The sequence below is a fragment of the Rothia sp. HMSC065C03 genome (assembly GCF_001837295.1).
Lineage (GTDB): Bacteria > Actinomycetota > Actinomycetes > Actinomycetales > Micrococcaceae > Rothia.
The window spans coordinates 166,720-189,771 of sequence record NZ_KV831978.1; the positions used below are offsets into that span (position 1 = coordinate 166,720).

Sequence of the window (23,052 nt, forward strand, 5' to 3'; positions counted from 1 at the left end):
CCTCTACCGCCCTGTATCTACCGCCCTGTACCTAGCGCACCGTGCGGGACACGAACAGGGAGGCGGTCGCCTCCGCACCCAACGGAATAATGGTGCCGCCGGGCTTCACCGCACCGGCCGCGTCCGTCTCGTGCAGGTTGCCGGAACCGGCACCGACCACGCTCACGTTCACCGCCTCCGAGAAGGGCGCACCCTCCTCAATGTGCAGGCGCACGCCGGGCACAAAACCGTGGCCCTGCAGGTAACGCAGCAGGCGCGGGTCGTCATCGTTAATGCGTTCGAGCACGACTGTTTCGCCGGGTTCGCACTGGCTCAGCGGCACGGTCTGCGGAAAACTAATGTGCCCCGAAGAGTCCGGAATCGGGTCGCCGTGCGGGTCGCGGGTCGGGTGCCCCAGCAGGGTGTCGATGCGGTCCACCATGAAGTCGGATACCGCGTGCTCCAGAACCTCCGCCTCGTCGTGCACACGGTCCCAGGTGTAGCCGAGCGTCTCCACGAGGAACGTCTCAATGAGGCGGTGGCGGCGGATCATCGCCAGCGCGTAGGAGCGGCCGGTTTCAGTGAGCTCAATAGCGCCGTAGGGCTGATGCTCGATCAGGTCGGCGGCGGCGAGGCGCTTGAGGCCGTCAGATACCGAAGAAATGCGCAGGCCCATGCGTTCTGCCAGGGCGGATGCGGTGGCAGGGGTTTTGGTCCATTCTTCGAGGCTCCAGATTTCCTTGAGGTAGTTCTGGGTGCTGACGGAAAGTTCTGAAAGAGGCATAAAGATAAGTCTACCTTTTCTCTGGTTTTGCCCGCCGAGTTGCAGGGTATTCAGCGCGGGCTTAAAAAGCGTCCCGCCCGGATAGTTCACCCCTGGCAGGGGGTGGCCATCACGGGCGGGATCAGGTGTTCGGTTCCGCGCTGGCAGGTATGAGAAGCTGGCAGGCGCGAAAGAATGAGGGATGCGCGGTGGCGGTTAGGTGGCGCGGCGGCGCGAACGGTCAATACGGGTCAGCAGTTCGATGAGCGCACCGCGTGCCGCCTGCTCCTCGTGCCAGAGGGAGCGGACGAGGGTGCGGCTGACCGCCTGGGTGGTGATGCCGAGCGCGGTTGCGGCGGCCTTCTGCTGGCCGCGCACGCCGGGTACAAGCAGGTTTACTACGCGCCATTCGGCGTCGGTGCGGTCGGCGCATACGCGGTAGAGCAGGCGTGCGGAGCCTGCGGCGAGGTCGGCGAGGTGGCGGTTGTCGGCGCTGACGCTGATGCAGCGTACGGGTGCGCCTCCCTGTGCTTCTTCGACGGCGAGGCGTGAGAATTCGAGGGCGTCGCCGGTGCAGTCGGTGGTGCTGACGGCGCCGAGTGCGCCTGCGAATCGGGGGATGTTGAGCTCGCCGATTCCGATGCCGACCCAGAAGCCGTTATCGCGCGCGGCAATGAGCGCCGCGTGGAGTGCGTCGCTGGCGCGGTCGAAGGCGCCCTGAATTTCGTCAGGGTATGTCTGGGCGAAGGCAACACGCGGGTTGAGCTTTGCGAGTTCGTCCGACAGTGCAGTGAGTGAGTGCTGTGCGGAACGTTGAATAAAGGTTAGAACGAACACCTTCCTATTATGCCGTAAAACCTTCAACAAGCGGCGTAAGGTTCGCCGTAATACCGGCAACATTTAAACCCCTAAAAATGCGCATTGATAAGGGGAATTATCGTGAGTATGCACTGTGTGCAGAAATCCTCGAAAGGACGTAGAACACCCCCGAAAGGAAAATAATTTTCATGCAAGTGCACGTTGAATTATTCGCTTTCGGGGGCGTTGAGTGGAGTTGATAGACGGGGCTACCGCGGAACTACTGTGCGTTCGTTACCTGCGAGATATGCGGCAGCTGACGCAGTGGCTTCTGGAATACCATCACCACCAGCGACAGGAAAATGAACACCGCGTAGAACAGCGCCGTGTACGTAATACCCCAATCAACAATGAGGAACCCAGCCAGCAGAACAGCCAGCGGGGTGAGCGCCATATTCGGGATGCCCTGCACCGAATGCACGCGACCGATCATGTGCTCCGGGGTGGATGCGTTAATGTACGCAATGATGCTCGAATTGAAGGAAGGGAGCACAATACCCGCCAGCACAATCAGCAGGCACACCGCCCACAGCATCGAATGAACCACCGGTAGCAACAGGTAGCAGGCCGACATGATGGCAAGGGAGGTGATACCGAGCGGGCCGAGCGCAAACTTCTCGGTCAGCGGGCCGACCAGGAACGAACCGAGCAACACGCCCACGCCGAAGGCGCTCGCAAAGATGCCGATGAAGAGCGGGTGTGCGCCCTCCAGGGTGTAGTAGTAGATGAAGGTGAGCGGAATGCCGACCGTTCCAAAGTTCGCGAGCGTTGAAACGAACGCAATGGACACCAGCACCTTGTTTTTCAGGATGTACTCGAAACCGGCTTTTGAGTCCTGCCAGAAGCTGGTTTTCTCGCCTTCCTCCTCTTCCGCGGGCTGTCGACTAGCGCCGTAGCTCTTGGGCGCGACGATGAACGCCAGCAGGTTGACAACCGCGTGAACTGCGGTCATGAGCACGGTCGAGAAGCCGATAATGATGCCGGCGACCGGGCCGCCCAGCAGGTTGGCGGTGGATTCTCGCGTCTCGCCCATACCGGAGGCGTAGCCCAGGTGTTCTTTGGGGACTACGCGGGTGATGATGGACTGCTCGCTCGGGTAGTCGAAGGTGGAAATGATGGCGGCGAGAGAAATCGTGATCACCAAAACGTAAATATTGGTGACGTTGAAAACGAGGTAGAGAAGAATCGCTATCCAGGACAGTGACTGGCCGATACAGGACAGTGCCAGGCACTTTGAGGGGCCGATTCTGTCGACCCATGTTCCAGATATTGCTCCGGCGCAGGTGGCGAGAACACCCGCGACGAAGAGGGTGATACTCGCGGCCTCGGGGGAGCCGGTCAGCGCCAAAATAATGATGGGCGTGGTGATATAACTCATCGAGTCTGAGAGCTGGTTGGCTCCAATGGCGAAGAGAGTATTTCGAAAATCTCTATTCTTGAGTAGCTCGGTGTTGACACTCATGGGGGACCTCCACGATGGGGTTGGGTGTCGCGCGGCGTGCAGTCCGTCGTGCGTAGTTCATTGTGCGCAATTCGTAGCGCGCAATCGTATGAGTGAATACCCCGACAGCCGGCTGTGCCTGCCTGTATTCGCTTGTTTTCGCTTGTTTTCGCCTGTGCCCGCCGGTCATGACGGGCCCGCCGGTCATCACGGGGTGGTTGAGGATGCACTGGGCGGCTCATCGGGAGCCACCCCCGCACAAGAAGTGTGTCGCGCGATACTTTAGATTCTATAAGAGATATGAATCATATACATGAACGCTAGTTGGAAAACTTTCCTCATTTTGAGTATTGACATTAGGGTTAGTTTGACTATAATTCATTCTTGGTGCTTCCACCCAACTAAACCTCGGCTGAACCTCAGCTAAACCCGATTCCGGGCGCACCAAAGACGCCCCCCGCAATGTAGCTGGCGGGGGAGTGTAGAAGAGCGCAGAATAAGGGCTGCACTAGGTGCTACTCCACCAGGCCCGCGAAGCCCGACAGAGCCAGCACCTCCTCAACATCCTGCGGCACCGAACGCGCCACCCACGGCGAATGCACCAACACCGCCTGCCACTGACCGCGCGACACCGCCACATTCAAACGATTCGGCGACAGCACAAACCCGGCACCGCGCCCAGAATCAACCCGCGACGACGCCAACGACACCAACACCACCGCAGCCTCCTGACCCTGGAACTTATCCACCGTGCCCACACGCACACCAGCACCCGAAGAATCCGCCAAACCAGCAGCAATCAGCGCCTCACGCACACAATCAACCTGCGCGTTATACGCCGCCACCACAATGCAATCCTCCGCCGCCAGAGGGCGCGGCTCAGCACCAGCCGCCGGAACCCACTCACGACCCAACAACTCGCGCACGCAATCCACCACCGCCTGCGCCTCCTGCACCGAACGCACCGAACAACCCGCATGCTCCACCGGATACGACACCACACCCGGCGCAACACCCCGCAGGGCGCGACCAGCCGTCGCCGCCGCGCTCGCCAATGCGCCATCATACGACAGCCACGAAACCCGCTCGCACAACGCCGAATCCATACGCCACGACTCACCCAAGAAATAGCCAAAACGAGGATCCAACGCCGCCGCACCATCAGACAACCAACCCAGCGCCGAAACATCCACCGGGTACGGGTGCACACCCGTCGACACCTGCGGCAACTGCTGCGGATCGCCCAACAGCAGCACCGAACGAGCCGCACGAGCCGCCGCCACCGTATTCGTGAGCGAGAACTGGCCCGCCTCATCAACCACCAGAACATCTAGCGACCCGGCAGGCACGCGACGCTCACTCACGTAATCCCACACCGTACCGCCAAACAGCAGGCCGCCCGCACCAGAAATCAGCTCCACCAGCTCAGAATCAGACACCTCAGACCACGGGGCGTCCGGAGTCACCGACTTACCGCGCAGACGCACCGCACGCGAAACATCAAAACCATCACGGGCACAGCACGCCAACATGAGATTCTCAATCACCGCATGCGACTGAGCCACCACGCCCACCTTCGCACCCTCAGCCACCAGACGCGCAATCACATGCGAGGCGAGGAAGGTCTTACCCGCACCCGGAGGGCCCTGAACCGCCACATAGGAATGGTCGAGAGCGCGAACCGCCGCGTGCACGGCATCCACCGTGGGCAGGTCAGAGGCGGAAAAATCAACCTCAAGGGGTAGATTTTCTGCATTCTTGGCGTTCGAGGCGCCCTTCTTCAGGCGCGGCGCGCGGCGGAACAACAAATCCGTGGAGGCACTCTCCACCCCCGTCAGCGAAGCCGCCGCATCGAGCACGCTCGGCAGGGTGCTGGGGGAGGAGGGGGTATTGGAGGGCTTGGAATCCTCGCCGGGCACGGGGCCATTAAGCACGGGGTCGCTCGGCATGAGGGTGCCGTTGAACAGCAGCCCGTGCACATCAGCCTGCAGAGCCGCCTCAATCGTCGCCGTAGACACCGGATCGCCAGGACCAATACCCGAAGGCAGGGCACCGTGCGGCTCATCCTTCACGCGGATGCGCTCCTGCAGAAGCACCTCCAAGAACTCGCCAGCCGACTCGCCGGTCGACTTGCCGGACTCTGGGGCAGCCTCTTCGGGGTCCACAGAATCCGCGGAACCGGCACGGAAACCGCCCTGCGCCACCGCCAGCACACGCATGCCAAAGAAACCCGTCGCCGCCAACTCGGCAGGCACACGCTCACCCGGATTCGACGCACGGAAATAATTCACCTGCGACTCCATACGGTCCAGCGCAATCTGCGGGCTCAAACCCGCCTCATACGCACAAAACACCGCACGGTCAGAGGGCGCAATCACCAGGCTCGGGTCAGCCTCAATTCGCGCACGCAACAGGCGCACCTGCGCGCCGCGCACACGATACCAGCCGGGGGCGTCTTCAACCTCGGTGGGCTCCTTCATGGCGGCGGCTAGCGCCTCCAGGTCTGCGGGGGTATTCAGAAGAGCATGCGCATGCTCCACCGAAAGCACCTGCACCCGATTAAGGTACGCGTAATCGCGGCTCGCCACCCACGCCGTCGGGCCGTCCTCCAGGCGGCGAATGTGCTCACGCCAGAACGGGGCACGCTCGCGGCGGTGATAATTCGTCATGGACAACAGCATCGCCGCCTCAAGCTCACCGGCACCCCAGCCGTGCTCCGCCGCGTGCTCCTCCAGGGAGGCGAGCTGGGCATCCAGCAGGCACTGCAGGCGGTACTGTTCGCTGTCGTTCTCGACGGCGGCGGGCACCCGGTACATGACCGGGTGCTCCTCAGTTTCGGGATTCTCGGCGGTATCTTCGGCAGTGTCTTCGGTGACGAGCTCCGGGGCATCGGTCGCGAGGGCAAGAGAAGCCGCCGCGTTCAGGCACGCCGGGCACTCGTCGCAGGTCAGAAAATAGGGGATGCGCTCGGCAAGTTCCGCCGGTTCTACACCCTCGTTCAGCGCCTGGGTGAGCAGCAGGAGACGTTGCTCTTGCAGGCGAATTAGCGGCAGAATACGCGCCGAATCAACCCGGTGAGGTTGAGGAACGGGGGAGGAATGCTCAGTGGGCTCCGAATCAGGTTCTGCGCCGTACTCATCCGCGCCGTGCCCCAGATGAAGGTCGAGGCGCGCGGCATTCTCGGCACTCTCGGTTGCACTAGCGGTCAGCAGGTGCGCCGCCAGGGCACCTCGCAATAGTGCCCGATGTGCCGCCTCACCCAGGTGCGGGGTGCAGGCGATTCGGGCGGTATTGCTCTCGGAGGTGCTGTTCTCAGGCGAGTACTCCAGACGGTCGAGCTCCACCGTGTAGGTCAGCCCCGCCGCGGAGGTCGCCACCAGCGGCACCGGGCGCGCTGTGCCGCCCGCGTGCTCACTGCTGCCTACTCCACAGCCGACCATTCCACCGGCGGTTAGCGCCCGCAGGCACTCGCGGTACGCTTCGCGGGCGCGCTCCAACTTCTCGTGGGTCGGGTGGGCAGACTGCTTCTGCGCACGCTCCCGAAGCTCGGTGTAGAGCCGCAGCTCGCAGGCGGAGGTAGCGGTCAGATCAGCGAGGGTGAAGGTAAGGTCCATGGTGACTTTTCTGCTGGAGGAGAGAAACAAAGCGGGCGTGAAACCCTGCCGGGTGAGCGGGCGCGAGTCCCGGTTGAGGAGTCTGTCGGCACCCCGTGCCCCTCTCACCCCGAGAGGTTGATTTTCAGGTTTCACGTGAAACATTACAGAAAATCAACCTAAGTGGGATGATTTAGGGGGGATTTCGGGGCTATCCGGGTGAACACACTAGGAGACTGCACTCGCCGCGGCCGCGGTAGAAACTGCCGCCGCGGGCGCCGCCGAAGCGCTCGCCGCTACCGCAGAGGGGCTGGCAGAAGCACTCGGCGCGGTCGAACGGTTCGCAATCGCCGCCGCGGCAGCGTCCACGCGTTCCTTCGCGGCGGGTAGCGCATCCGCACCGCCCAGATTGTTCAGAATAATCGCGAAAATCAGGCGGGTGCCGTCGGGTCGGGTCGCCACACCGCACAGCGAAGATACCGTGTACAGGGTGCCGGTCTTCGCCTGCACAAAAGTGCGTGCGTGCACGGCGTTCGCCGCACCAAAACGACCGGATAGGGTGCCGCTCACGCCCGCGACCGGGAACGTGCTCATCAGCTGCTCCGCATGCTCATCAGCATTCAGCAGAGCCACAACCTGCACGAGGGTTCGGGCGGTCACGCGGTCCGTTAAGGACATGCCGCACACGTCTGCCTGCACCAGGTTTTCAATGTTCACGCCGGCATCCACGAGTGCCTGGCGCACGGTCTGCTGTGCCGCTTCGCCGCTGCCTTCCTTACCTGCGGCAATGGCGGCGCAACGGCCGAGCACCTCGGCGAGGGCGTTGTCGGATTCGAGCATCATGTGTTGTGCCTGCTCCAGCAGGGTTGCCGATTCGACCGCGGCGATTTCAACTGCTTCCGCGGGGGCGGTGCGGCGCTCCGCGAGGGTGAAGCTCATGCCGGACTCCTTACCGGCGGTGTTGAGCGCATCCACGAACGCCTGCTGGGCGGCAACCGCCGCATCATCCGGGCGCACCGGGTTGCTTGCGGTGGACTTGCCTGGCACCGTGTGCGATTCGAGCGCAATCGGGTGAATGGGCGTGATCTGGCCGGACGCCACGTCGGCGGCATCCCAGCCGGGGTTCACGCCGGGGCCGCTGAAGAAGGTGCCGTCAAGGTAGACGGGTAGCGCCGCGGTCGGCTTCTCGCCCTCGTTCAGCGCCTTCACGGTCAGCTCGGCGAGGGTGGTTAGGCCTGCGCGTCCGACGATCTGCTTCGGGTCGGAGGCGCCCACACCGAGCAGAGTGTCGCCGCCTGCCATGAGGTACAGTCCTGCGGCGTCGCGGGTGACGCGTGTGCGCAGGCGCGCCTGCAGGTTCGCGTAGTGGTTGAGTGCGAACAGGGTCAGCACCTTAAAAGTGGAGGCGGGCACGCGCGCGGTGTCGGCGTTGGCGGCGTACAGGTCGGCGGGCGCGGTGGCCGCCTTGATGCTGGGCAGGTTGCCGTCCATGCCGGTGACGAGCAGGCTGTACTGCGGGTAGGTGCCGTCCGCGAAGAGCGCGGTGAGGGCGGCACGTAGCTGTTCCTGTTCCGCTTCGGGTAGTGCGGGTGCGAGGGTCGGGGTGGCGCTCGGGGTTGCGGAGGCGGTCGCCTCGGCGGTGCCGTCGGGGCTGCCGGTTGCGCTGCCGGTGGGGCTTGCGGAACCTTCGGGGCGTTTCTGTTCGGTTGCGGCGGATCCGCAGGCGGTGAGGAGGAGCATGCCGCCGAGGGTGAGGGCGGCGCGGCGGGTGAGGGTGGTGGTCTGGGCGTTGTGCTTGTTGGAAGGCATCTTTTGAGCATAGCGGGCAGATGGGGTGCCTATCGAATTTACGCGCCGGTGCTGGGATGCTCATGCCGTGCTCCTGCTGCCCCTTATAACCCCTATCTGACCTGTCCGGCATGGTGGCGGGGTGCGGCGGCGGGGTGTGCTGGCGGGCGCGGGACTAGGCGGAATGTTAACTGTGGTGTGAGCGTGGTAAATTACGCTGGTTTTGGCGCCAAATACGCGGTTTCGGTGTGCGTGAACGGGTTACAATGGGTGAGTTCAACACCTAACTTTCGCACCTTGCGCGCCGAAGTCGCCGCGAAAGTGACTCTAACTCACGAGAAAGAAGGTTCCGATGGAACTCGACGTCACTATTGAAATTCCCCGCGGCTCCCGCGTGAAGTACGAAGTGGACCACGAGACCGGCCGCCTGCGCCTGGACCGTGTGCTGTTCACCTCCATGCAGTACCCCACCGCTTACGGCTACTTCGAGAACACCCTCGGTGAGGACGGCGACCCGCTGGACGCAATGCTGATCCTGGACGTTGACGTTGTTCCCGGCGTGCTGGTTGAGTCCCGCCCGGTCGCAGTGTTCAACATGACCGACGAGGCTGGCGGCGACGCTAAGGTTCTGTGCGTTCCCACCGACAAGCGCTACGACCACATCAAGTCCCTGGCTGATGTTCCGGAGCAGCTGAAGGCTGAGATTCAGCACTTCTTCGAGCGTTACAAGGACCTGGAGCCCGGCAAGTGGGTTAAGGGTGAGGGCTGGGAAGACCTGGCTGCTGCTGAGAAGATGGTCCAGGAGGCTATCGACCGTTTCGCAGCTGAGGGTCACTAAGCTGCCGCACCGTTAGGTGCACCCGGTTTTTATCAGGGGGGCGTGTTCCCCGTGTCTGGTTTGTGCGAGTTTTCGTGCGTGCTGGAGGCGGTGGGCACGCCCCCTTTTTGTTGTGTCTTTCGCCGCATCTGCCTGCACGCCGGGCGTAGTTGATTGCGCGAGGTGCAGATTCCGGGTATGGTCAAAGGGATTCACTCTTCTTCTACTCTCACACCTTTCACCGAGGATAGAAAATGAAGAAAAACCTTTCGACCCGTGGTGCGGCGGCACTGTTGGCGCTGACTATGGGGTATATGGGTCAGGGCGTAGCCCAGGCGGCATACATTCAGCCGAAATCTGCACAGCCTGTTGAAGAGCTAGAGTTTGATGTTAATTGTTTTGGCATGCACTTCTATTACGGCGCAAACATGATGACCAATTTGCACTGGGCGGAGTGTACCGGCCTGATTACGAAGAAGCAGGTTGTTGGGCTGGCCCGAACCCGTGAAGATAAGTTGCCGAACGGGGTCATGACCATTTCGCGTGGTCGCTTGCTGGAGTACCTGTACCATCTGGCGGGTTCACCCGAGGTGAAGAACCTGCCGGAGAAGTCCCCGTACACCGACCTGACTCCGGGTGATGCTCGTTATAAGGTTGCTATTTGGGCGACCCGTGTGGGTTTGACCACCGGTTGGTCTGACGGCTCCTTCCACTATGACACTCCGGCGAGCCGTGGCGCCTACTTTACCTTCCTTTATCGTGCTGCGGGTAGCCCCAAGGTGGCTCTGGAATCTCTGGATAAGGCGAATGCTGTGCGTGCGGAGAAGGGTGCTGCCCCCATTAAGGAGGGTAGTGAGTTGCATCGAGCAATGAGCTGGATGTATCAGCATGCGCTGGCGAAGGGGGAAGAAGTCCGGGCGTATGACACTGGTTTCCTCACTAACGGGTACACGCCGTGGGATTTCAATGAAACACCAGATTTCTATTACGCTTCGTACCGCACTATTTTCACCCCTCTCATGGTTCTTGATTACCATGAAGAGCTGGCACCGATTGTGGCTCGTCTGCAGTCGCTGTCCTAGTGGCAGGTGAGCGGAGGGCTTGCTGGGGGCGTGTTTCCCGTGTCTGGTTCGTGCGATTTTTCGTGCGTACTGGAGGCGGTGGGCGCGCCCCTTTTTTTGTTGTACTCCTTGGCTGTGTTTAGGGGTACCGGAAGGGGCATGTGTAGCCGAACTATTCTTCGGAAAATAGCCTCAGGGTACCCCTAGGAGTGCTAATATATGCATATTACGAAGAATAGTTCGTATAACCTGAGGTTCTGCAGCGGTGAGGAGGAAACCCCTATGGCATTCGACGCAATGGGGTTCGCACAGGAATTTGGCGCCCAGGTTCGCGCCGTCCGCAAGTACGAAAAAATCACCCAAATGGAGTTGGCGTGGATGGTCGGGCTCAGCGATAAAACAATCCGCGATATTGAGCGTGGGCTACCCGGCCCGTCAATTGGTGCGGTCCTCAAGGTCGCCCAAGAGCTCGGCATCGAGCTGGCTATCACCAACCCCCTCACCTAACCCCTCCCGCACGCCTATATAAAGGAACCACCATGCAGAATGGACGCGCAGGACGCCTGCACCCCGCCGTCGGCACTGCTCGCCGCCACCTCGCCGCCGCCCTTGAAAAGCTCCTCGGCGCTGGAAGCATCAAAGCTACCGGGCGCTCCCGCACCGCCTCCACCGCGGATGCCGCCGACCTGCCCCTGCTCCTGGTCGCCTGCAGCGGCGGCCCCGACTCCCTCGCACTGGCAGCCATTGCCGCGCACTTCACACGCCGCAGCGACGTACGCGTAGGCGCCATCATCGTCGACCACGGCCTGCAAGAAGACTCCGCCGCGGTCGCCGCGCAGACCGCGCAAACCCTCACCGACCTGGGGCTTCACCCCGTCATCACCGAAAAAGTGCAGGTTCCCGTCGGGAACATGGGCCCCGAAATGGCGGCGCGCACCGCCCGCTACACCGCCTTCACGAAAGCCGTCGAAGCCACCGGCGCCCGCGCCGTACTACTCGGCCACACCCTCGACGACCAGGCAGAAACCGTGCTACTCGGCCTAAGCCGCGGCTCCGGCACACGCTCCCTTGCCGGTATGCCGCCCGTACGCGTCGAAAGGGGCGTCACCTACCTGCGTCCCTTCCTCGGTCTGCGCCGCACCGACATGCTCGACATCTGCAATGCCGAAACCCTCACCCCCTGGATCGACCCGACCAACACCGACGAAACCCTCATGCGTGCCCGTATCCGCCACAGTGTGCTGCCCTACCTGGAGGAGCACCTCGGCGGGGACGTCGCCCGCTCCCTGGCGCGCACCGCCTCCGTAGCTGGACCCGACGCCGAATACCTCGACGAGCAGGCACAGGTAGCCTACGAGCAGGCGCTCCTACCCGCCGGAACCGCCGTGCGCGGCATCGAACGTGAAGACGCCGTGCTACTGGACCGTGCGCAGGTGGCGGCGCTGCACCCGGCGCTTCGTCTGCGTGTGCTTGCGACCGCCTGCAAGACCGCCGGGGGAGAGAACCCGGGCTTCGAGCGACTGCAGGCGCTGGACTCTTTCACCGCCGAATACGCGGTGGCTGGGCCCGTTCAGATGCCCGGTCACGTGAGCGCGTACCGCCGCCGCAAAATTGTGCATCCGGCAACCGGTGAACGCCTGGACGTGCTCGTATTAGTGCCAACTCGACCCTAACTAGGTGCCCAGCTAGGTGCCTGTGGAGCCCCCTCAGCACACACTATCTGCGTGGTGAGGTGCGCCGCGGCGCCGTTTTAAGCCATACTTAAGGCGAACACCATCCACATTGTCCGCTGTGGGAAGGCATGAAACCCCCGCACCCGGGGCCCCCGGCGGAGGCGCAGAGCGTCTAAAAGAATACGAAGGAATACATCGTGCAGGCTATCGACGTGCAGGACGATATCAAGAACGTTCTCTTCAGCAAGGAAGAGATTAACGCGAAGGTCGCCGAACTGGCGGCGCGCATCGACGAGGACTACGCCGGTAAGGACGTGCTGTTGGTGGGTGTTCTCAAGGGCGCCATCATGATTATGGCTGACCTTTCCCGCGCTCTCAAGGGCCACTACACCATGGACTGGATGGCTGTTTCCTCGTACGGTTCCGGCACCAAGTCCTCCGGCGTTGTGCGTATCCTCAAGGACCTGGACACCGACCTGGTGGGCCGCAACGTCCTGATCGTTGAAGATATCATTGACTCCGGCCTGACCCTCGCATGGCTGCAGCAGAACCTGATTTCTCGCGGCGCAGCTTCCGTTGAGATTTGCACCCTGCTGCGCAAGCCCAAGGTCGTCAAGGCTGACGTTGAGGTCAAGTACGTCGGCTGGGACATCGAGCCTGAGTTCGTTGTTGGTTACGGCCTGGACTTCGCTGAGAAGTACCGCAACCTGGACTGCGTCGCAACCCTGCACCCGCACGTTTACTCCTAAGCCTTCGCCTCAGCAACCCTGCTGTAGGTGGTTACGCCCCGCCTCCTCACGCTTGTGGGGGAGCGGGGCGTTGCTGTACCCGCCGGTGGATGTACGTGGAGGCGGATGTATCCGCCGCGGAAGATGCACTTTCACCCCCGCCGAGTGCTACAACCCTTTAGCCCGCAGGTGAAATAGAGAAGCCCGGTACCTAGCCGCCCGCCGGGGTAGGGTACATTTAAGGTTGCATCGTTGGGTGTTCCGGCTGGCATGCCGCAACCCCCGACGGGTTACAGCCGCAACGTAAGGACAAAGCATTGGCGCAAACCCCCAATACTCCGCAGAAAGGCTCGGAGGGCTTCCTGAAGAAGCTGATTAACGGCCCCTGGTTCTGGCCGGGTGCAGCTCTCGTAATCATGCTGGCTTTCCTCATGGCCTCCTTCTTCACTCAGCCCTCGCGTCAGGTGGACACCAACGTGGGTCTTCAGCTGCTCAACGACCACCAGGTCAAGAGCGCAAAGATCTACGACGGCGACCAGCGCGTCGAGCTGCAGCTTAAGGACGACTACAAGAAGGGCAACGACAACTACGGTAAGTCGGTGCGCTTCTACTACGTGCAGCCCCGCGGCGACGAAGTTGCTAAGGCAATGGAATCCGCCGAGCTGGAAAGCTACACGGACCAGCCGGTTGAGCACAGCTTCCTGGGCTCCCTGGTGTCCCTGCTCCTGCCGATTCTGATCTTTGGTGCGCTCTTCTGGTTCCTGATGGGACGAGTCGGAGGCGGCTCCTCCGTCATGAGCTTCTCCAAGTCCCGTGCGAAGAAATTCACCAAGGACAAGCCAGAAGTCCGCTTCAGCGACGTCGCCGGTGTGGACGAGGCGCTCGCCGAGCTGGAAGAAGTCCGCGAGTTCCTGGCTGAACCCGAAAAGTTCACCCGCCTGGGTGCAAAGATCCCCAAGGGCGTGCTACTGTACGGCCCTCCCGGCACCGGTAAAACCCTGCTCGCCAAGGCTGTGGCGGGCGAGGCTGGCGTGCCGTTCTACTCGATTTCTGGCTCTGACTTCGTTGAAATGTTCGTGGGTGTGGGTGCGTCCCGCGTGCGCGACCTGTTCAAGGAAGCGAAGAGCGACCCCGCCGCCATCGTCTTCGTCGACGAGATTGACGCTGTTGGCCGCCGCCGCGGCGTCGGCATGGGCGGCGGTAATGACGAGCGTGAGCAGACCCTGAACCAGCTGCTGGTTGAGATGGACGGCTTCGACGGCAACTCGAACGTCATCGTCATTGCGGCAACGAACCGACCCGACGTTCTGGACCCGGCGCTGCTGCGTCCCGGTCGTTTTGACCGTCAGATTGGTGTGGACGCCCCCGACATGCAGGGCCGCGAACACATCCTGCGCGTTCACGCCGCAGGCAAGCCGATTGCTAACACCGTTGACCTTGCTCAGGTTGCTAAGCGCACCCCCGGCTTCACCGGTGCTGACCTGGCGAACGTCATGAACGAGGCGGCTCTGCTGACCGCCCGCGATAACGGCAACGTGATTGACGACCGCGCTATCGACGAGGCAATCGACCGCGTCATGGCTGGTCCGCAGCGTTCCTCGCGCATTATGAACGAGCACGAGCGTAAGGTCACCGCATACCACGAGGGCGGTCACGCCCTGGTCGCGGCGGCACTGCGTAACTCCGCGCCGGTCACCAAGATTACGATTCTTCCGCGTGGTCGCGCCCTGGGTTACACCATGGTCATGCCGCAGGACGATAAGTACTCCACGACCCGCCATGAACTGCTTGACCAGATGGCGTACGCGATGGGTGGCCGTGCGGCTGAGGAAATCGTCTTCCACGACCCGTCCACCGGTGCGTCTAACGACATTCAGAAGGCAACCGACACCGCCCGCAAGATGGTTACCGACTACGGCATGAGCGCTGTGATTGGTTCCGTGAAGCTCGGCGGCGAAGACACCGAACCGTTCCTCGGTGGCGGCGGCGCTTCGGCACGCAACTACTCCGACGCGACCGCGGCAAAGGTTGACGCTGAGATCCGCGCCCTGCTGGAGCAGGCACACGATGAGGCGTTCCAGATTCTGCTGGAAAACCGCGATATTCTGGACCGCCTGGCGTTCGCCCTGCTGGAGAAGGAAACCCTGCTCGAGAACGAGATTGCCGAAATCTTCAAGGATGTTCGCAAGCGCCCCGAGCGTGAGCACTGGTACTCCAAGCCGACCCGCGAGCGTACCGACATCCCGCCGGTGAAGGCACCGAGCGAGCTGGCTCAGGAGGCGCAGAAGGCTGAGGAAGCACCTGCCGAGGCGCCGACTGTTCCGGTAGCACCTACGCAGCCGTTGCCGCCTCAGGCGCCCCTCAGCGACCCGGACGCCGACCCGACCGTCGCAATGCCCACCCAGCAGTACCCGAACTACCCCGCCCCTCCGGCGCAGCGCCCGGAGAACGGCACCCCGAACCAGAATGGAGCAGAGAATGAGCGAGGCTAAGAACGCCGTCGACCAGCCGCGTATTGAGGCTGCCGTCCGTGAGATTCTGCTCGCGATCGGTGAGGACCCGGACCGTGACGGTCTGCAGCAGACCCCGGCTCGCGTGGCGCGCGCCTACGCGGAGTTCTTCTCAGGCCTGCACCAGGACGCCGGCGAGATTCTGGGTACGACCTTCGACATCGCCCACTCTGAGATGGTGCTCGTGAAGGACATCCCGTTCTACTCGACCTGTGAGCACCACCTGGTGCCGTTCCACGGCGTGGCGCATGTGGGTTACATCCCCGGCCCGGACGGTAAGGTGACCGGTCTGAGCAAGCTCGCCCGCGTGGTGGATATGTACGCTCGCCGCCCGCAGGTGCAGGAGCGTCTGACCACGCAGGTGGTGGAGGCTCTGGAGGAGCACCTGAACCCGCGCGGCGCGATTGTGGTGATTGAGGCTGAGCACATGTGCATGTCGATGCGCGGTGTGCGTAAGCCGGGCGCGAAGACCGTGACTAGCGCGGTGCGCGGTGCGCTGATGAACGGCGCAACCCGTGCGGAGGCGATGAGCCTGATCTTCTCGCAGCGCTAAGCGCATGGAATGAGCATATAGCTATGCGTGCGACAGGGGGGCAGGATTCTAAGGAATCCTGCCCCCTTGCGCTATACCCCTGTGCCGTGTAGCCGCTTTTGTTGGGTCGTATGACGAGAGCCCTTGCGTAGAGGGCGTCATCAGCTGTAGAGTAGTACCACTAGTACCGGCACCACTCCTTCGGGAGTACAGGACCGGTCTTCTTTTTGTTAACGCTATGTACAGCGCTCTTCACGTACCGTTGTTGATGAATGCATAACTGTTCCGCTCCTCATCAGGAGCGAAAATAACCGCGGCCGGTTCCGCCCATCAGGGGTCTGGAGCCGGTCATCGTTTTTAAACGATGACCTTAACAAGACAGAGATGACTTACATCCGTGTAGTTATACCCTTAATATCCTTATATTGATATTATTAAAGAGTTATGATGATGAAACGATATCAAGTGATGGATAGTGTATGTCTTCAATCATAAAACCATTTAAAACATATGAACAGCAGGTTGGAATCTTGCGCCAGCGAGGTATGCTCGTAGGTTCTCAGGAACATACCGTTCACGTCCTTGAGCGTGTTAGTTACTACCGTCTGAGTGGTTACTACTATTCGTTCCGGCGACCGGCGGGAAGCGGGCAACGCTCGGATACTTTCATACCCGGAACTGTCTTTGAAGATATCGTGGCCCTGTATGAATATGACCGTAATCTTCGGTCCATTGCGTTTTCGTATTTCTCGCAGTTTGAGGTGTATATGCGGTCCCGCCTAGGGAATTTACTCGGGGAAGTGGATCCACTCATATACGAGGATGAAACCCGATGTGACCTCCAAGGTAGTAAAAGGCGCACTGCTTGGAACAGATTCACAAGAAAAAGCGAACAACTTATTCGTACTTCTGAGGAAGAATTCGTGAAGCATCACCGTGAACAATACGGCGGGAAGCTGCCTGTATGGGTTGTGGTGGAAGTTCTAGATTTGGGGGCTCTACAGAATCTGTATTTGGTCTCCCCGCCAAATATTCGACGAGATATCGCGAAAGCCTTAGGGTGTACTGACCCTCAGTTGGAAACTTGGATTAACTCGCTGCGGGTAATGCGCAATATTTGTGCGCATCAAAGTAGGTTCTACAATAAGCTGCACCCAGAGCCTCGCCTGCCGCGTGTGTTGAGAGGTGGAAGAGTTGAGAGCCCTGAAATCCGTGAGGTTGTTGACCTATTTGGTGTGCCGCAGGCTGAAGAGAACCATAAGATGTGTAAGACCTTCGGCATGCTCACCCTCCTCAAATATCTGATGGACCAGGGCGGAATCGGGGATACGGAATCTCTGACTCAGATCCTGAAGGAACGGCCTAATATTTCCGTTCCTGGGGTTGATGTATCGCGGGCTATGGGCATACCGCAAGGTTGGGAAGAAACCCGTTTGTGGAGCTAAAATCTTCACAGCTTATGGACACGCTGAAAGGGGCGGAGGTGAAAGCCTCCGCCCCTTTTCGCATCGCCAAAGTGCTCTGAGAATGTGTTCTGAGCCGGTACCTTCCGCGGCCGTGGCGGCGCCGATCATGCCGCACCGCAGAAGCTAGAAGAGCCCCGCCGCTAACGCTTCAAGCTACCCTTCGCCTCGCTCGGATTATCCCAACCCAGGGCAAGAGTCACGATCAAGCCCACGGCAATGAAACCGCAACCGGTCGCGGTGCCGAAAGCAATCCAGCGCACGGCAGGAGCACCTTCAGCGAGCACAATAGTCACCAGCGCGGCAAGAGCTACCAGGGAGAGGATCCAAGCTCCAGTCTTCATATTCACAATGAGTCACTTCCTAGAGTATGTATGTGTGGGTGCGCGCCGCCGACCGGGAACGCGCTCGGCACGGTATGCGTGCCCTCCCAGCATACCTTTAAATAAGTATCTGTAATGCAAGTATTGCATGCCGTGTCCCCAGAATCGCCCCATCGCTGTCCCAACCCCCACCCCAATCACTGCGCCAAACTCCACCGCACCGCAGATTCGGTACGATAAACCCATGACTGAATCCACACACACCACCCGTGTAGCCCCCCTGCCCTGCGACGTGCTCGCCGCCGAACGCACCCTCGTGATGGGCATCCTCAACGTCACCCCCGACTCCTTCAGCGACGGCGGCCAGCACTACGCCGCCACCGACGCCATCGCCCGCGCCGCCCGCATGATTGCCGAGGGCGCCTCCATTATCGACATTGGCGGCGAATCCACCCGCCCCGGTGCCGTGCGCATCAGCGTGGAGGAGGAGCAGCGCCGCATCCTGCCCGTCATCGAGGCAGTCGCGCAGATGGGCACCACCATCAGCGTTGACACCATGAACCCGCAGACCGCTCGCGCCGCCATTGCCGCCGGTGCGCACATCATCAACGATGTGTCCGGTCTGAACGTGAGCAATGAAATGATTGAAACCGCCGCTGAACTGCAGGTGCCGTACATCCTCATGCACGCCCGCGGCACCTCCCAGACCATGAACAGCCTGGCGGAGTACCCGCGCGGCGTGGTCACCGAGGTTGTGGAGGAGCTGACCGGCCTGCGTGAGCGTTTCCTTGCCGCCGGTGTGCTGCCCCAGAACCTGATTCTTGACCCGGGTCTGGGCTTCGCGAAGGGCGGCATGCAGGATTGGGAGCTGCTCGCCGCCATTGACGAGCTACAGGGCCTGGGCCACCGCCTGCTCATTGCCGGTTCCCGCAAGCGTTTTATCGCCAACGCTCTGACCGCGGCGGATATGGCGCTGGCCGAGCGCCTGAACGCGAGCGGCTTCACCGCAACCGATGCGGGTGAGGCTGAACGCGAACTGTGGCAGCCGCTGTCGGAACCGCGCCCGGCTCAGCACCGTGCGGCAGCCTCTGCGGCGGTGACCGCCCTGGTGGCGGCGCGCGGCGTGTGGGCGGTGCGCGTGCATGACGTGCCCGCCAGCGTGGATGCGGTGACGGTCGCCTCTGCGTTGCGTTCTGTCAGCTAAACCTCGCTCGCCGACTACCCGAATACCCTCTAGGAGACCCCAATGACCCAGGCAGATTACGCACGCCACGACCGCATCACCCTCACCGGCATTACCGCCAAGGGCTACCACGGCGTGCTCGATTTTGAGAAGCGCGACGGCCAGCCCTTCGTCGTGGATGCGACCCTGTACAGCGATTTCTCCGCCGCAGCCGCCACGGATGACCTGACGAAGACCACGAACTATGCGCTGGTGGTGGACCTGATTCACCGCCACATTACGAACGGTTCGCTGGATCTGATTGAGACCCTTGCCGTGAATATTGCCGAGGGTATCCTCGCGATGTTTGAGTACGTTCAGGCGGTGGAGATTACCGTGTCGAAGCCGCAGGCGCCGATTGAGTTGCCGTTCGGTAACGTGGCGGTGAGCGCGTTCCGCGAGCGTGCTACTGAGGGCGGCCGCTAGTGCCGGGCACCCAGAAAACCGATACGCAGAAACTCAGCACGCAGAAGCACCGCGCGGTGTTGGCGTTGGGCTCGAACCTGGGCGAAAGCGAAGACACCCTGGAGCGTGCCGTCGCCGACCTGGTGGCGGGCGGCGTGCAGCTGGTGCGCGCCTCCGGGTTGTACCGTACCGCCCCGGTGGGTGGCCCGGCGGGTCAGCCGGATTTCGTGAACGCGGTCATTGAGGTGGCAACTGACCTGGGCGCCTACGAGCTGCTGAAGCTGTGTAATGCGGTGGAGGCGGCGCATCACCGTGAGCGCCTGGTGCGTTGGGGTCCGCGCACCCTCGATATTGACGTGATTGACTATGACGGCGTGATCTCTGAGGATCCGGTGCTGACTTTGCCGCATCCGCGGGCGCAGGAGCGTGCTTTTGTGCTGGTGCCGTGGGCGCAGATGGACCCGCAGGCGCGCCTGACGGTGACCCGGCGTGCGGAGCCTTCGGGGGAGCGGCCGGATGAGGTTCCTGCGCCGCTGAGCCGCGAGGTCGTGAACGTTGCGGAGCTGTCCCGCACGCTGCTTGGGGCGGATGAAGACGCTATTAGCTATATGCGTGAGATGCAGGTACCTGATCAGCCTTAAATGTGGCACTCTGGAAGGTAGAGGAACCTACCGAAAGGAAACACCATGAAGCCCCTGAGTTATCGGGCGATTATTGTGGCGGCTGTGTGCGGTGCCGCTGCCGCTCTTATGGTGAATTCCGTGATGATTGGCGCCGGTTTTGGTGAGCTGAATTTTTCGTGGATGCTCGGCGCGGTGTGCCTGCTGGTTGCGGCGGGTGCCGTGTGGCTGGGTGTGCAGGTGGCTCGTTATCGTCGTATTCAGACGCGTGAGAAGGTGCCGCATATGGGCCCGATTCTTGCGGCGCGTGCGGTGGCGTATGCGCAGGGTTCCATCATGACCGGTGCCCTGTTGACGGGCTGGTGTGCTGCGATTCTTGGCTACCATGTGGCGATGGTGTCTGTGCGCGGTTTTTCGGTGGTCTTTTGGGAGGTTCTTGTTAATTGTGTGGGCAGTGTTGCCCTGCTGATTGCTGGCCTGTGGGCTCAGCATTGTTGTCGTATTCCGCCGGAGGATGATGAGGATGCGGCCTCCTCTTCCGGTGCTGTCAAGCCGCGAGAGGGAGGAACCTATGTCGGCTCCTAACCAGAATAGTTATTCGCCGAATGGCCAGTATGGGCAGGGCGCCCAGCAGGGTCAGTATGGTCAGTATGGTCAGGGCCAGCCTGTGCAGAGCCAGCCTGTTCAGCAGAACCAGTACGGGCAGTACCAGCAGGCGGCTTACGGTCAGCCTGGTGCCCCGTATGGACAGCAGACCCAGAATAACCAGCAGACGCAGTATGGACAGCAGGTTCCGCCCGCTGCCGCGTACCCGAACGCGCCTCAGCAGGTTCCCGCGCAGCCGGCACCTTCTCAGCCGGTAAGCTCCCAGCCGGTAGCCTCTCAGCCCGTGCCGGAGCCGCAGTGGGTGCCCGCCGCCTCCGGCTACCTGACGGTTCGTTTTGTTCACACTATTTCTGCCTTGGCGCTCCCGATCCTTGCGGGTGTTGCCATGTATTGTGCGGGCACGTTCTTCGGCGGCCCGGAGGCGCTACGCATCGTCGGCCTGGTGGTGGTCGCGGTGTTTGGTCTGTGGGGTCTGTGGTGGATTCTGACCACTCCGCGCCGTACTCGCGCGCTCGGCTACGCGCTGGAGTCGAATCACCTGATGGCTCGCCGCGGTATCGTGTTCCGTTCGATGAGCTCCATGCCGTACGGCCGCATCCAGTATGTTGATGTGGATTCGGGCCCTCTGGAGCGCATGTGCGGTGTTGCCCGCCTGACGGTGCGCACCGCGGGCACGACCACCGGCACGATGGTGCTGTTCGGTATTCCGCTGAACGTGGCGGAGGAGCTGCGTGCAGATCTGGTGCGCCGCGCCGATGAGCGAATGGCGGCACTCTAATGAGTACCCCGGTTCCGCCCAACCCCGCGCCGCAGGCACCGCAGCCTCCTGCCCCTCAGGCGCCGCAGGAGCAGAAGTGGTGGCGCGCCGATATCCGCACGTTCATCATGAACCTCTGGTTCATTATTCTGCTGGCGTTCGGCTTCTTTCAGAGCATTATCCTGAATATTCTGACCACCCCGCCGAATGAGTGGGGTGCGCGCCTGACGCAGGCATTCGACGAGAACAGTAGTTACCTCAGCGCGACGTACTCGCAGCTCATCGGCTTCGCCGTGCTCGTACTGATTCTGGTCGGTGGCTCGATTGACTGGTGGTTTACCCGCTACAGCCTGGATGATTTAGCGATTCACCGCCGCAGCGGTTTTCTGTTCAAGAAGAACCGCACGATCCGTCTGGAGAGCGTGCAGAGCGTGGACATTTCGCGTCCTCTGGTGGCGCGCCTGCTGGGTCTGTCGGAGCTTCGTTTTGAGGTGGCTGACGGCTCTTCGGAGGCGCTGCACATCAAGTACGTTTCTGCCCGCAAGGCGGAGGTTCTGCGCCGCACCGCGATGGCGAGTATTAACCTGCTGCGTTCGGAGGCGGCTGGCCGCCCGGTCGACGTGCTGCCCGAGAGCATGCAGATTTCGGCTGAGCGCATGCCGGATGCGGATCAGCTGCACCAGCCGTTTGAGGCATCTTACGAGGCGTCCTATGGTGCGCCTCTGCAGGACGGTACCGTACAGGACGGCACTCAGCTGGTAGCGCCTCAGCAGGGCGCCCAGCAGCTCGCACCCGAGCAGTCTGCACCCCAGCGCCCCGGTACTCAGCAGCCCGGCGCATCCCGCCGCGGCGCTCGTATGCCGATGCCGGTCGCGGCTGACCCCTCGCAGCCGCCGATTTTCCGCATCTCGAATGTGCGTCTGATTGCCTCCATCATGCTGGAGCACCTGGTGTGGCTGGTGCCCGCCGTGGCCCTCATGGTTGGTGCCGCGGTCATTGCCGCGATCATGGATGGCGAGAGTCCGTTCCTGATTTTCATGGCGTTGCTACCCGGCACCTTCGTACCGCTGCTCGGTTACTTGGGTACGTTGTGGGCGCGTTTTGACGGTGCCGCGAACTTCAAAATCACCCCCAGCGGTCAGGGCGGCGTGACCCTGCGCTACGGTTTCACCGGCACGCACACGCAGAACGTGATGGTTGAGCGTATTCAGGCGCTCGCCGTGGAGCAGTCCATTCTGTGGCGTGCGTTCGGCTGGTACCGCATCAAGATGACCATTGCCGGTATTGGTATTGAGCAGAACGACAACCAGAAGCTGGTGACCCGCAATGTTGCCCTGCCGGTCGGCAATAAGCAGGAGACGCTGATGGCGCTGCGTCTGCTCCTACCCGCGCTGGATGAGGCGCAGGCGCAGGTGCTGCTGGATACCGCCGATGGTTCGCTGAAGAGTCAGAAGCCGCAGGTTCCGGCAATGATTGTGACGCCCTCTTCGGCGCGCTGGATGGACCTGCTCACCTGGAAGCGTAACGGCGTGACCACGGTCGGTTACACTGCCGGTTCGGTGCAGGCGACCACTCGCATTGATTCTGATGCGGCGCGTTCGAGCGTTGGTGAGCATACGCGCGGTGACCTGTTGCTGATTCGTGGCGGCTACTTTATCCGTACGCTGTCGATTGTTCCGGTCAGCCGTGTGCTGAGCGTGAGCCGAGGTCAGGGCCCGCTGCAGCGTGCCTTCGGATGCGCGAGCGTGCATTTCGGTACGGTGCCCGGCCCGGTGCGCACGCTCATGATGCACTTGCCGCCGCGTGTATGCGAGGATCTGGTGTGGTTGATGACGGTTCGGTTGGAGGGTATTGAGCCCTACTACCGCGTACCGGTGATGAGTGGGCGTCCCTAAGCCAGCCCGTCAGCTGAG

20 protein-coding genes are annotated in these 23,052 nt (G+C 61.8%); 14 read left to right on the plus strand and 6 right to left on the minus strand.

What is annotated here, in order from left to right; all coding sequences use genetic code 11:
• Window positions 1-31: 31 nt before the first annotated feature.
• From HMPREF2605_RS00885 to dacB, 5 genes are all read right to left on the minus strand, one after another.
• A complete protein-coding gene (locus HMPREF2605_RS00885; RefSeq protein WP_005504316.1) occupies window positions 32-763 on the minus strand; it encodes a metal-dependent transcriptional regulator in 732 nt (243 codons plus the stop codon).
• A 195-nt stretch (window positions 764-958) separates the two neighbouring features.
• Window positions 959-1,579, minus strand: coding sequence for a hypothetical protein (locus HMPREF2605_RS00890; protein ID WP_005507641.1), 621 nt, complete (start codon window positions 1,577-1,579; stop codon window positions 959-961).
• Between the two features lie 241 nt (window positions 1,580-1,820).
• Window positions 1,821-3,062, minus strand: a complete 1,242-nt coding sequence (locus tag HMPREF2605_RS00895; protein WP_070593038.1) for an MFS transporter — start codon at window positions 3,060-3,062, stop codon at window positions 1,821-1,823.
• A gap of 494 nt (window positions 3,063-3,556) precedes the next feature.
• Window positions 3,557-6,655, minus strand: a complete 3,099-nt coding sequence (locus HMPREF2605_RS00900; RefSeq protein WP_070846674.1) for a DEAD/DEAH box helicase — start codon at window positions 6,653-6,655, stop codon at window positions 3,557-3,559.
• 207 nt (window positions 6,656-6,862) lie between these two features.
• A complete protein-coding gene (dacB, locus tag HMPREF2605_RS00905; RefSeq protein ID WP_070846675.1) occupies window positions 6,863-8,443 on the minus strand; it encodes a D-alanyl-D-alanine carboxypeptidase/D-alanyl-D-alanine endopeptidase in 1,581 nt (526 codons plus the stop codon).
• Between the two features lie 331 nt (window positions 8,444-8,774).
• Here dacB and ppa point away from each other — a divergent pair, with 331 nt between their 5' ends.
• The 8 genes from ppa (at window position 8,775) to HMPREF2605_RS00945 (ending at window position 17,188) form a co-directional block, all read left to right on the plus strand.
• Window positions 8,775-9,260, plus strand: coding sequence for an inorganic diphosphatase (gene ppa, locus HMPREF2605_RS00910; protein ID WP_005504328.1), 486 nt, complete (start codon window positions 8,775-8,777; stop codon window positions 9,258-9,260).
• Window positions 9,261-9,493: 233 nt separating this feature from the next.
• Window positions 9,494-10,321 (plus strand): S-layer homology domain-containing protein, encoded by an 828-nt coding sequence (locus tag HMPREF2605_RS00915; protein WP_049346262.1) that lies wholly within the window; start codon window positions 9,494-9,496, stop codon window positions 10,319-10,321.
• 261 nt (window positions 10,322-10,582) lie between these two features.
• A complete protein-coding gene (locus tag HMPREF2605_RS00920) occupies window positions 10,583-10,807 on the plus strand; it encodes a helix-turn-helix domain-containing protein (protein ID WP_049326751.1) in 225 nt (74 codons plus the stop codon).
• Between the two features lie 32 nt (window positions 10,808-10,839).
• Window positions 10,840-11,973, plus strand: a complete 1,134-nt coding sequence (tilS, locus tag HMPREF2605_RS00925) for a tRNA lysidine(34) synthetase TilS (RefSeq protein WP_070846676.1) — start codon at window positions 10,840-10,842, stop codon at window positions 11,971-11,973.
• Between the two features lie 197 nt (window positions 11,974-12,170).
• On the plus strand, window positions 12,171-12,722 hold the full coding sequence (hpt, locus tag HMPREF2605_RS00930) for a hypoxanthine phosphoribosyltransferase (protein WP_005504342.1): 552 nt from the start codon (window positions 12,171-12,173) through the stop codon (window positions 12,720-12,722).
• 296 nt (window positions 12,723-13,018) lie between these two features.
• Window positions 13,019-15,193 carry an ATP-dependent zinc metalloprotease FtsH gene (gene ftsH / locus HMPREF2605_RS00935; RefSeq protein ID WP_070688723.1) on the plus strand — a complete coding sequence of 725 codons (2,175 nt, stop codon included), beginning with the start codon at window positions 13,019-13,021 and terminating at the stop codon, window positions 15,191-15,193.
• Window positions 15,180-15,764, plus strand: a complete 585-nt coding sequence (folE, locus tag HMPREF2605_RS00940; protein WP_005504347.1) for a GTP cyclohydrolase I FolE — start codon at window positions 15,180-15,182, stop codon at window positions 15,762-15,764. The genes ftsH and folE overlap by 14 nt, the downstream gene beginning before the upstream one ends.
• A 458-nt stretch (window positions 15,765-16,222) precedes the next feature.
• On the plus strand, window positions 16,223-17,188 hold the full coding sequence (locus HMPREF2605_RS00945) for an Abi family protein (RefSeq protein ID WP_070846677.1): 966 nt from the start codon (window positions 16,223-16,225) through the stop codon (window positions 17,186-17,188).
• A gap of 161 nt (window positions 17,189-17,349) precedes the next feature.
• Here HMPREF2605_RS00945 and HMPREF2605_RS00950 read toward each other — a convergent pair whose 3' ends face one another.
• Complete coding sequence (locus tag HMPREF2605_RS00950; protein WP_070674399.1) at window positions 17,350-17,556, minus strand: hypothetical protein; 207 nt, start codon at window positions 17,554-17,556, stop codon at window positions 17,350-17,352.
• A gap of 217 nt (window positions 17,557-17,773) precedes the next feature.
• On the opposite strand from HMPREF2605_RS00950, the gene folP reads away from it, so the two are divergent.
• From folP to HMPREF2605_RS00980, 6 genes are read left to right on the plus strand one after another with little or no spacing between them, the layout of a single operon-like run.
• Entirely contained in the window at window positions 17,774-18,733 is a 960-nt protein-coding gene (folP, locus tag HMPREF2605_RS00955) for a dihydropteroate synthase (RefSeq protein WP_070846678.1), read from the plus strand.
• Between the two features lie 42 nt (window positions 18,734-18,775).
• On the plus strand, window positions 18,776-19,177 hold the full coding sequence (folB, locus tag HMPREF2605_RS00960) for a dihydroneopterin aldolase (RefSeq protein ID WP_070846679.1): 402 nt from the start codon (window positions 18,776-18,778) through the stop codon (window positions 19,175-19,177).
• Window positions 19,177-19,797, plus strand: a complete 621-nt coding sequence (gene folK / locus HMPREF2605_RS00965) for a 2-amino-4-hydroxy-6-hydroxymethyldihydropteridine diphosphokinase (RefSeq protein ID WP_070846680.1) — start codon at window positions 19,177-19,179, stop codon at window positions 19,795-19,797. The genes folB and folK overlap by 1 nt, the downstream gene beginning before the upstream one ends.
• Window positions 19,798-19,842: 45 nt before the next feature.
• Complete coding sequence (locus HMPREF2605_RS00970) at window positions 19,843-20,361, plus strand: DUF3180 domain-containing protein (RefSeq protein WP_005507616.1); 519 nt, start codon at window positions 19,843-19,845, stop codon at window positions 20,359-20,361.
• A complete protein-coding gene (locus tag HMPREF2605_RS00975; protein ID WP_070846681.1) occupies window positions 20,348-21,160 on the plus strand; it encodes a PH domain-containing protein in 813 nt (270 codons plus the stop codon). Before HMPREF2605_RS00970 ends, HMPREF2605_RS00975 begins: the two co-directional genes overlap by 14 nt.
• On the plus strand, window positions 21,160-23,034 hold the full coding sequence (locus tag HMPREF2605_RS00980; protein ID WP_070630059.1) for a PH domain-containing protein: 1,875 nt from the start codon (window positions 21,160-21,162) through the stop codon (window positions 23,032-23,034). Before HMPREF2605_RS00975 ends, HMPREF2605_RS00980 begins: the two co-directional genes overlap by 1 nt.
• The last annotated feature ends 18 nt before the right edge of the window (window positions 23,035-23,052 follow it).

Bases quoted from the DNA above. Each gene is read 5' to 3' on its own strand.
- HMPREF2605_RS00915 (WP_049346262.1), top strand. From the start codon at position 9,494: ATGAAGAAAAACCTTTCGACCCGTGGTGCGGCGGCACTGTTGGCGCTG.
- HMPREF2605_RS00920 (WP_049326751.1), top strand. From the start codon at position 10,583: ATGGCATTCGACGCAATGGGGTTCGCACAGGAATTTGGCGCCCAGGTT.
- folP (WP_070846678.1), top strand. From the start codon at position 17,774: ATGACTGAATCCACACACACCACCCGTGTAGCCCCCCTGCCCTGCGAC.
- HMPREF2605_RS00885 (WP_005504316.1), bottom strand. From the start codon at position 763: ATGCCTCTTTCAGAACTTTCCGTCAGCACCCAGAACTACCTCAAGGAA.
- HMPREF2605_RS00895 (WP_070593038.1), bottom strand. From the start codon at position 3,062: ATGAGTGTCAACACCGAGCTACTCAAGAATAGAGATTTTCGAAATACT.
- folE (WP_005504347.1), top strand. From the start codon at position 15,180: ATGAGCGAGGCTAAGAACGCCGTCGACCAGCCGCGTATTGAGGCTGCC.
- HMPREF2605_RS00970 (WP_005507616.1), top strand. From the start codon at position 19,843: ATGAAGCCCCTGAGTTATCGGGCGATTATTGTGGCGGCTGTGTGCGGT.
- dacB (WP_070846675.1), bottom strand. From the start codon at position 8,443: ATGCCTTCCAACAAGCACAACGCCCAGACCACCACCCTCACCCGCCGC.
- tilS (WP_070846676.1), top strand. From the start codon at position 10,840: ATGCAGAATGGACGCGCAGGACGCCTGCACCCCGCCGTCGGCACTGCT.
- ppa (WP_005504328.1), top strand. From the start codon at position 8,775: ATGGAACTCGACGTCACTATTGAAATTCCCCGCGGCTCCCGCGTGAAG.
- HMPREF2605_RS00975 (WP_070846681.1), top strand. From the start codon at position 20,348: ATGTCGGCTCCTAACCAGAATAGTTATTCGCCGAATGGCCAGTATGGG.
- folB (WP_070846679.1), top strand. From the start codon at position 18,776: ATGACCCAGGCAGATTACGCACGCCACGACCGCATCACCCTCACCGGC.
- HMPREF2605_RS00900 (WP_070846674.1), bottom strand. From the start codon at position 6,655: ATGGACCTTACCTTCACCCTCGCTGATCTGACCGCTACCTCCGCCTGC.
- HMPREF2605_RS00945 (WP_070846677.1), top strand. From the start codon at position 16,223: ATGTCTTCAATCATAAAACCATTTAAAACATATGAACAGCAGGTTGGA.
- HMPREF2605_RS00980 (WP_070630059.1), top strand. From the start codon at position 21,160: ATGAGTACCCCGGTTCCGCCCAACCCCGCGCCGCAGGCACCGCAGCCT.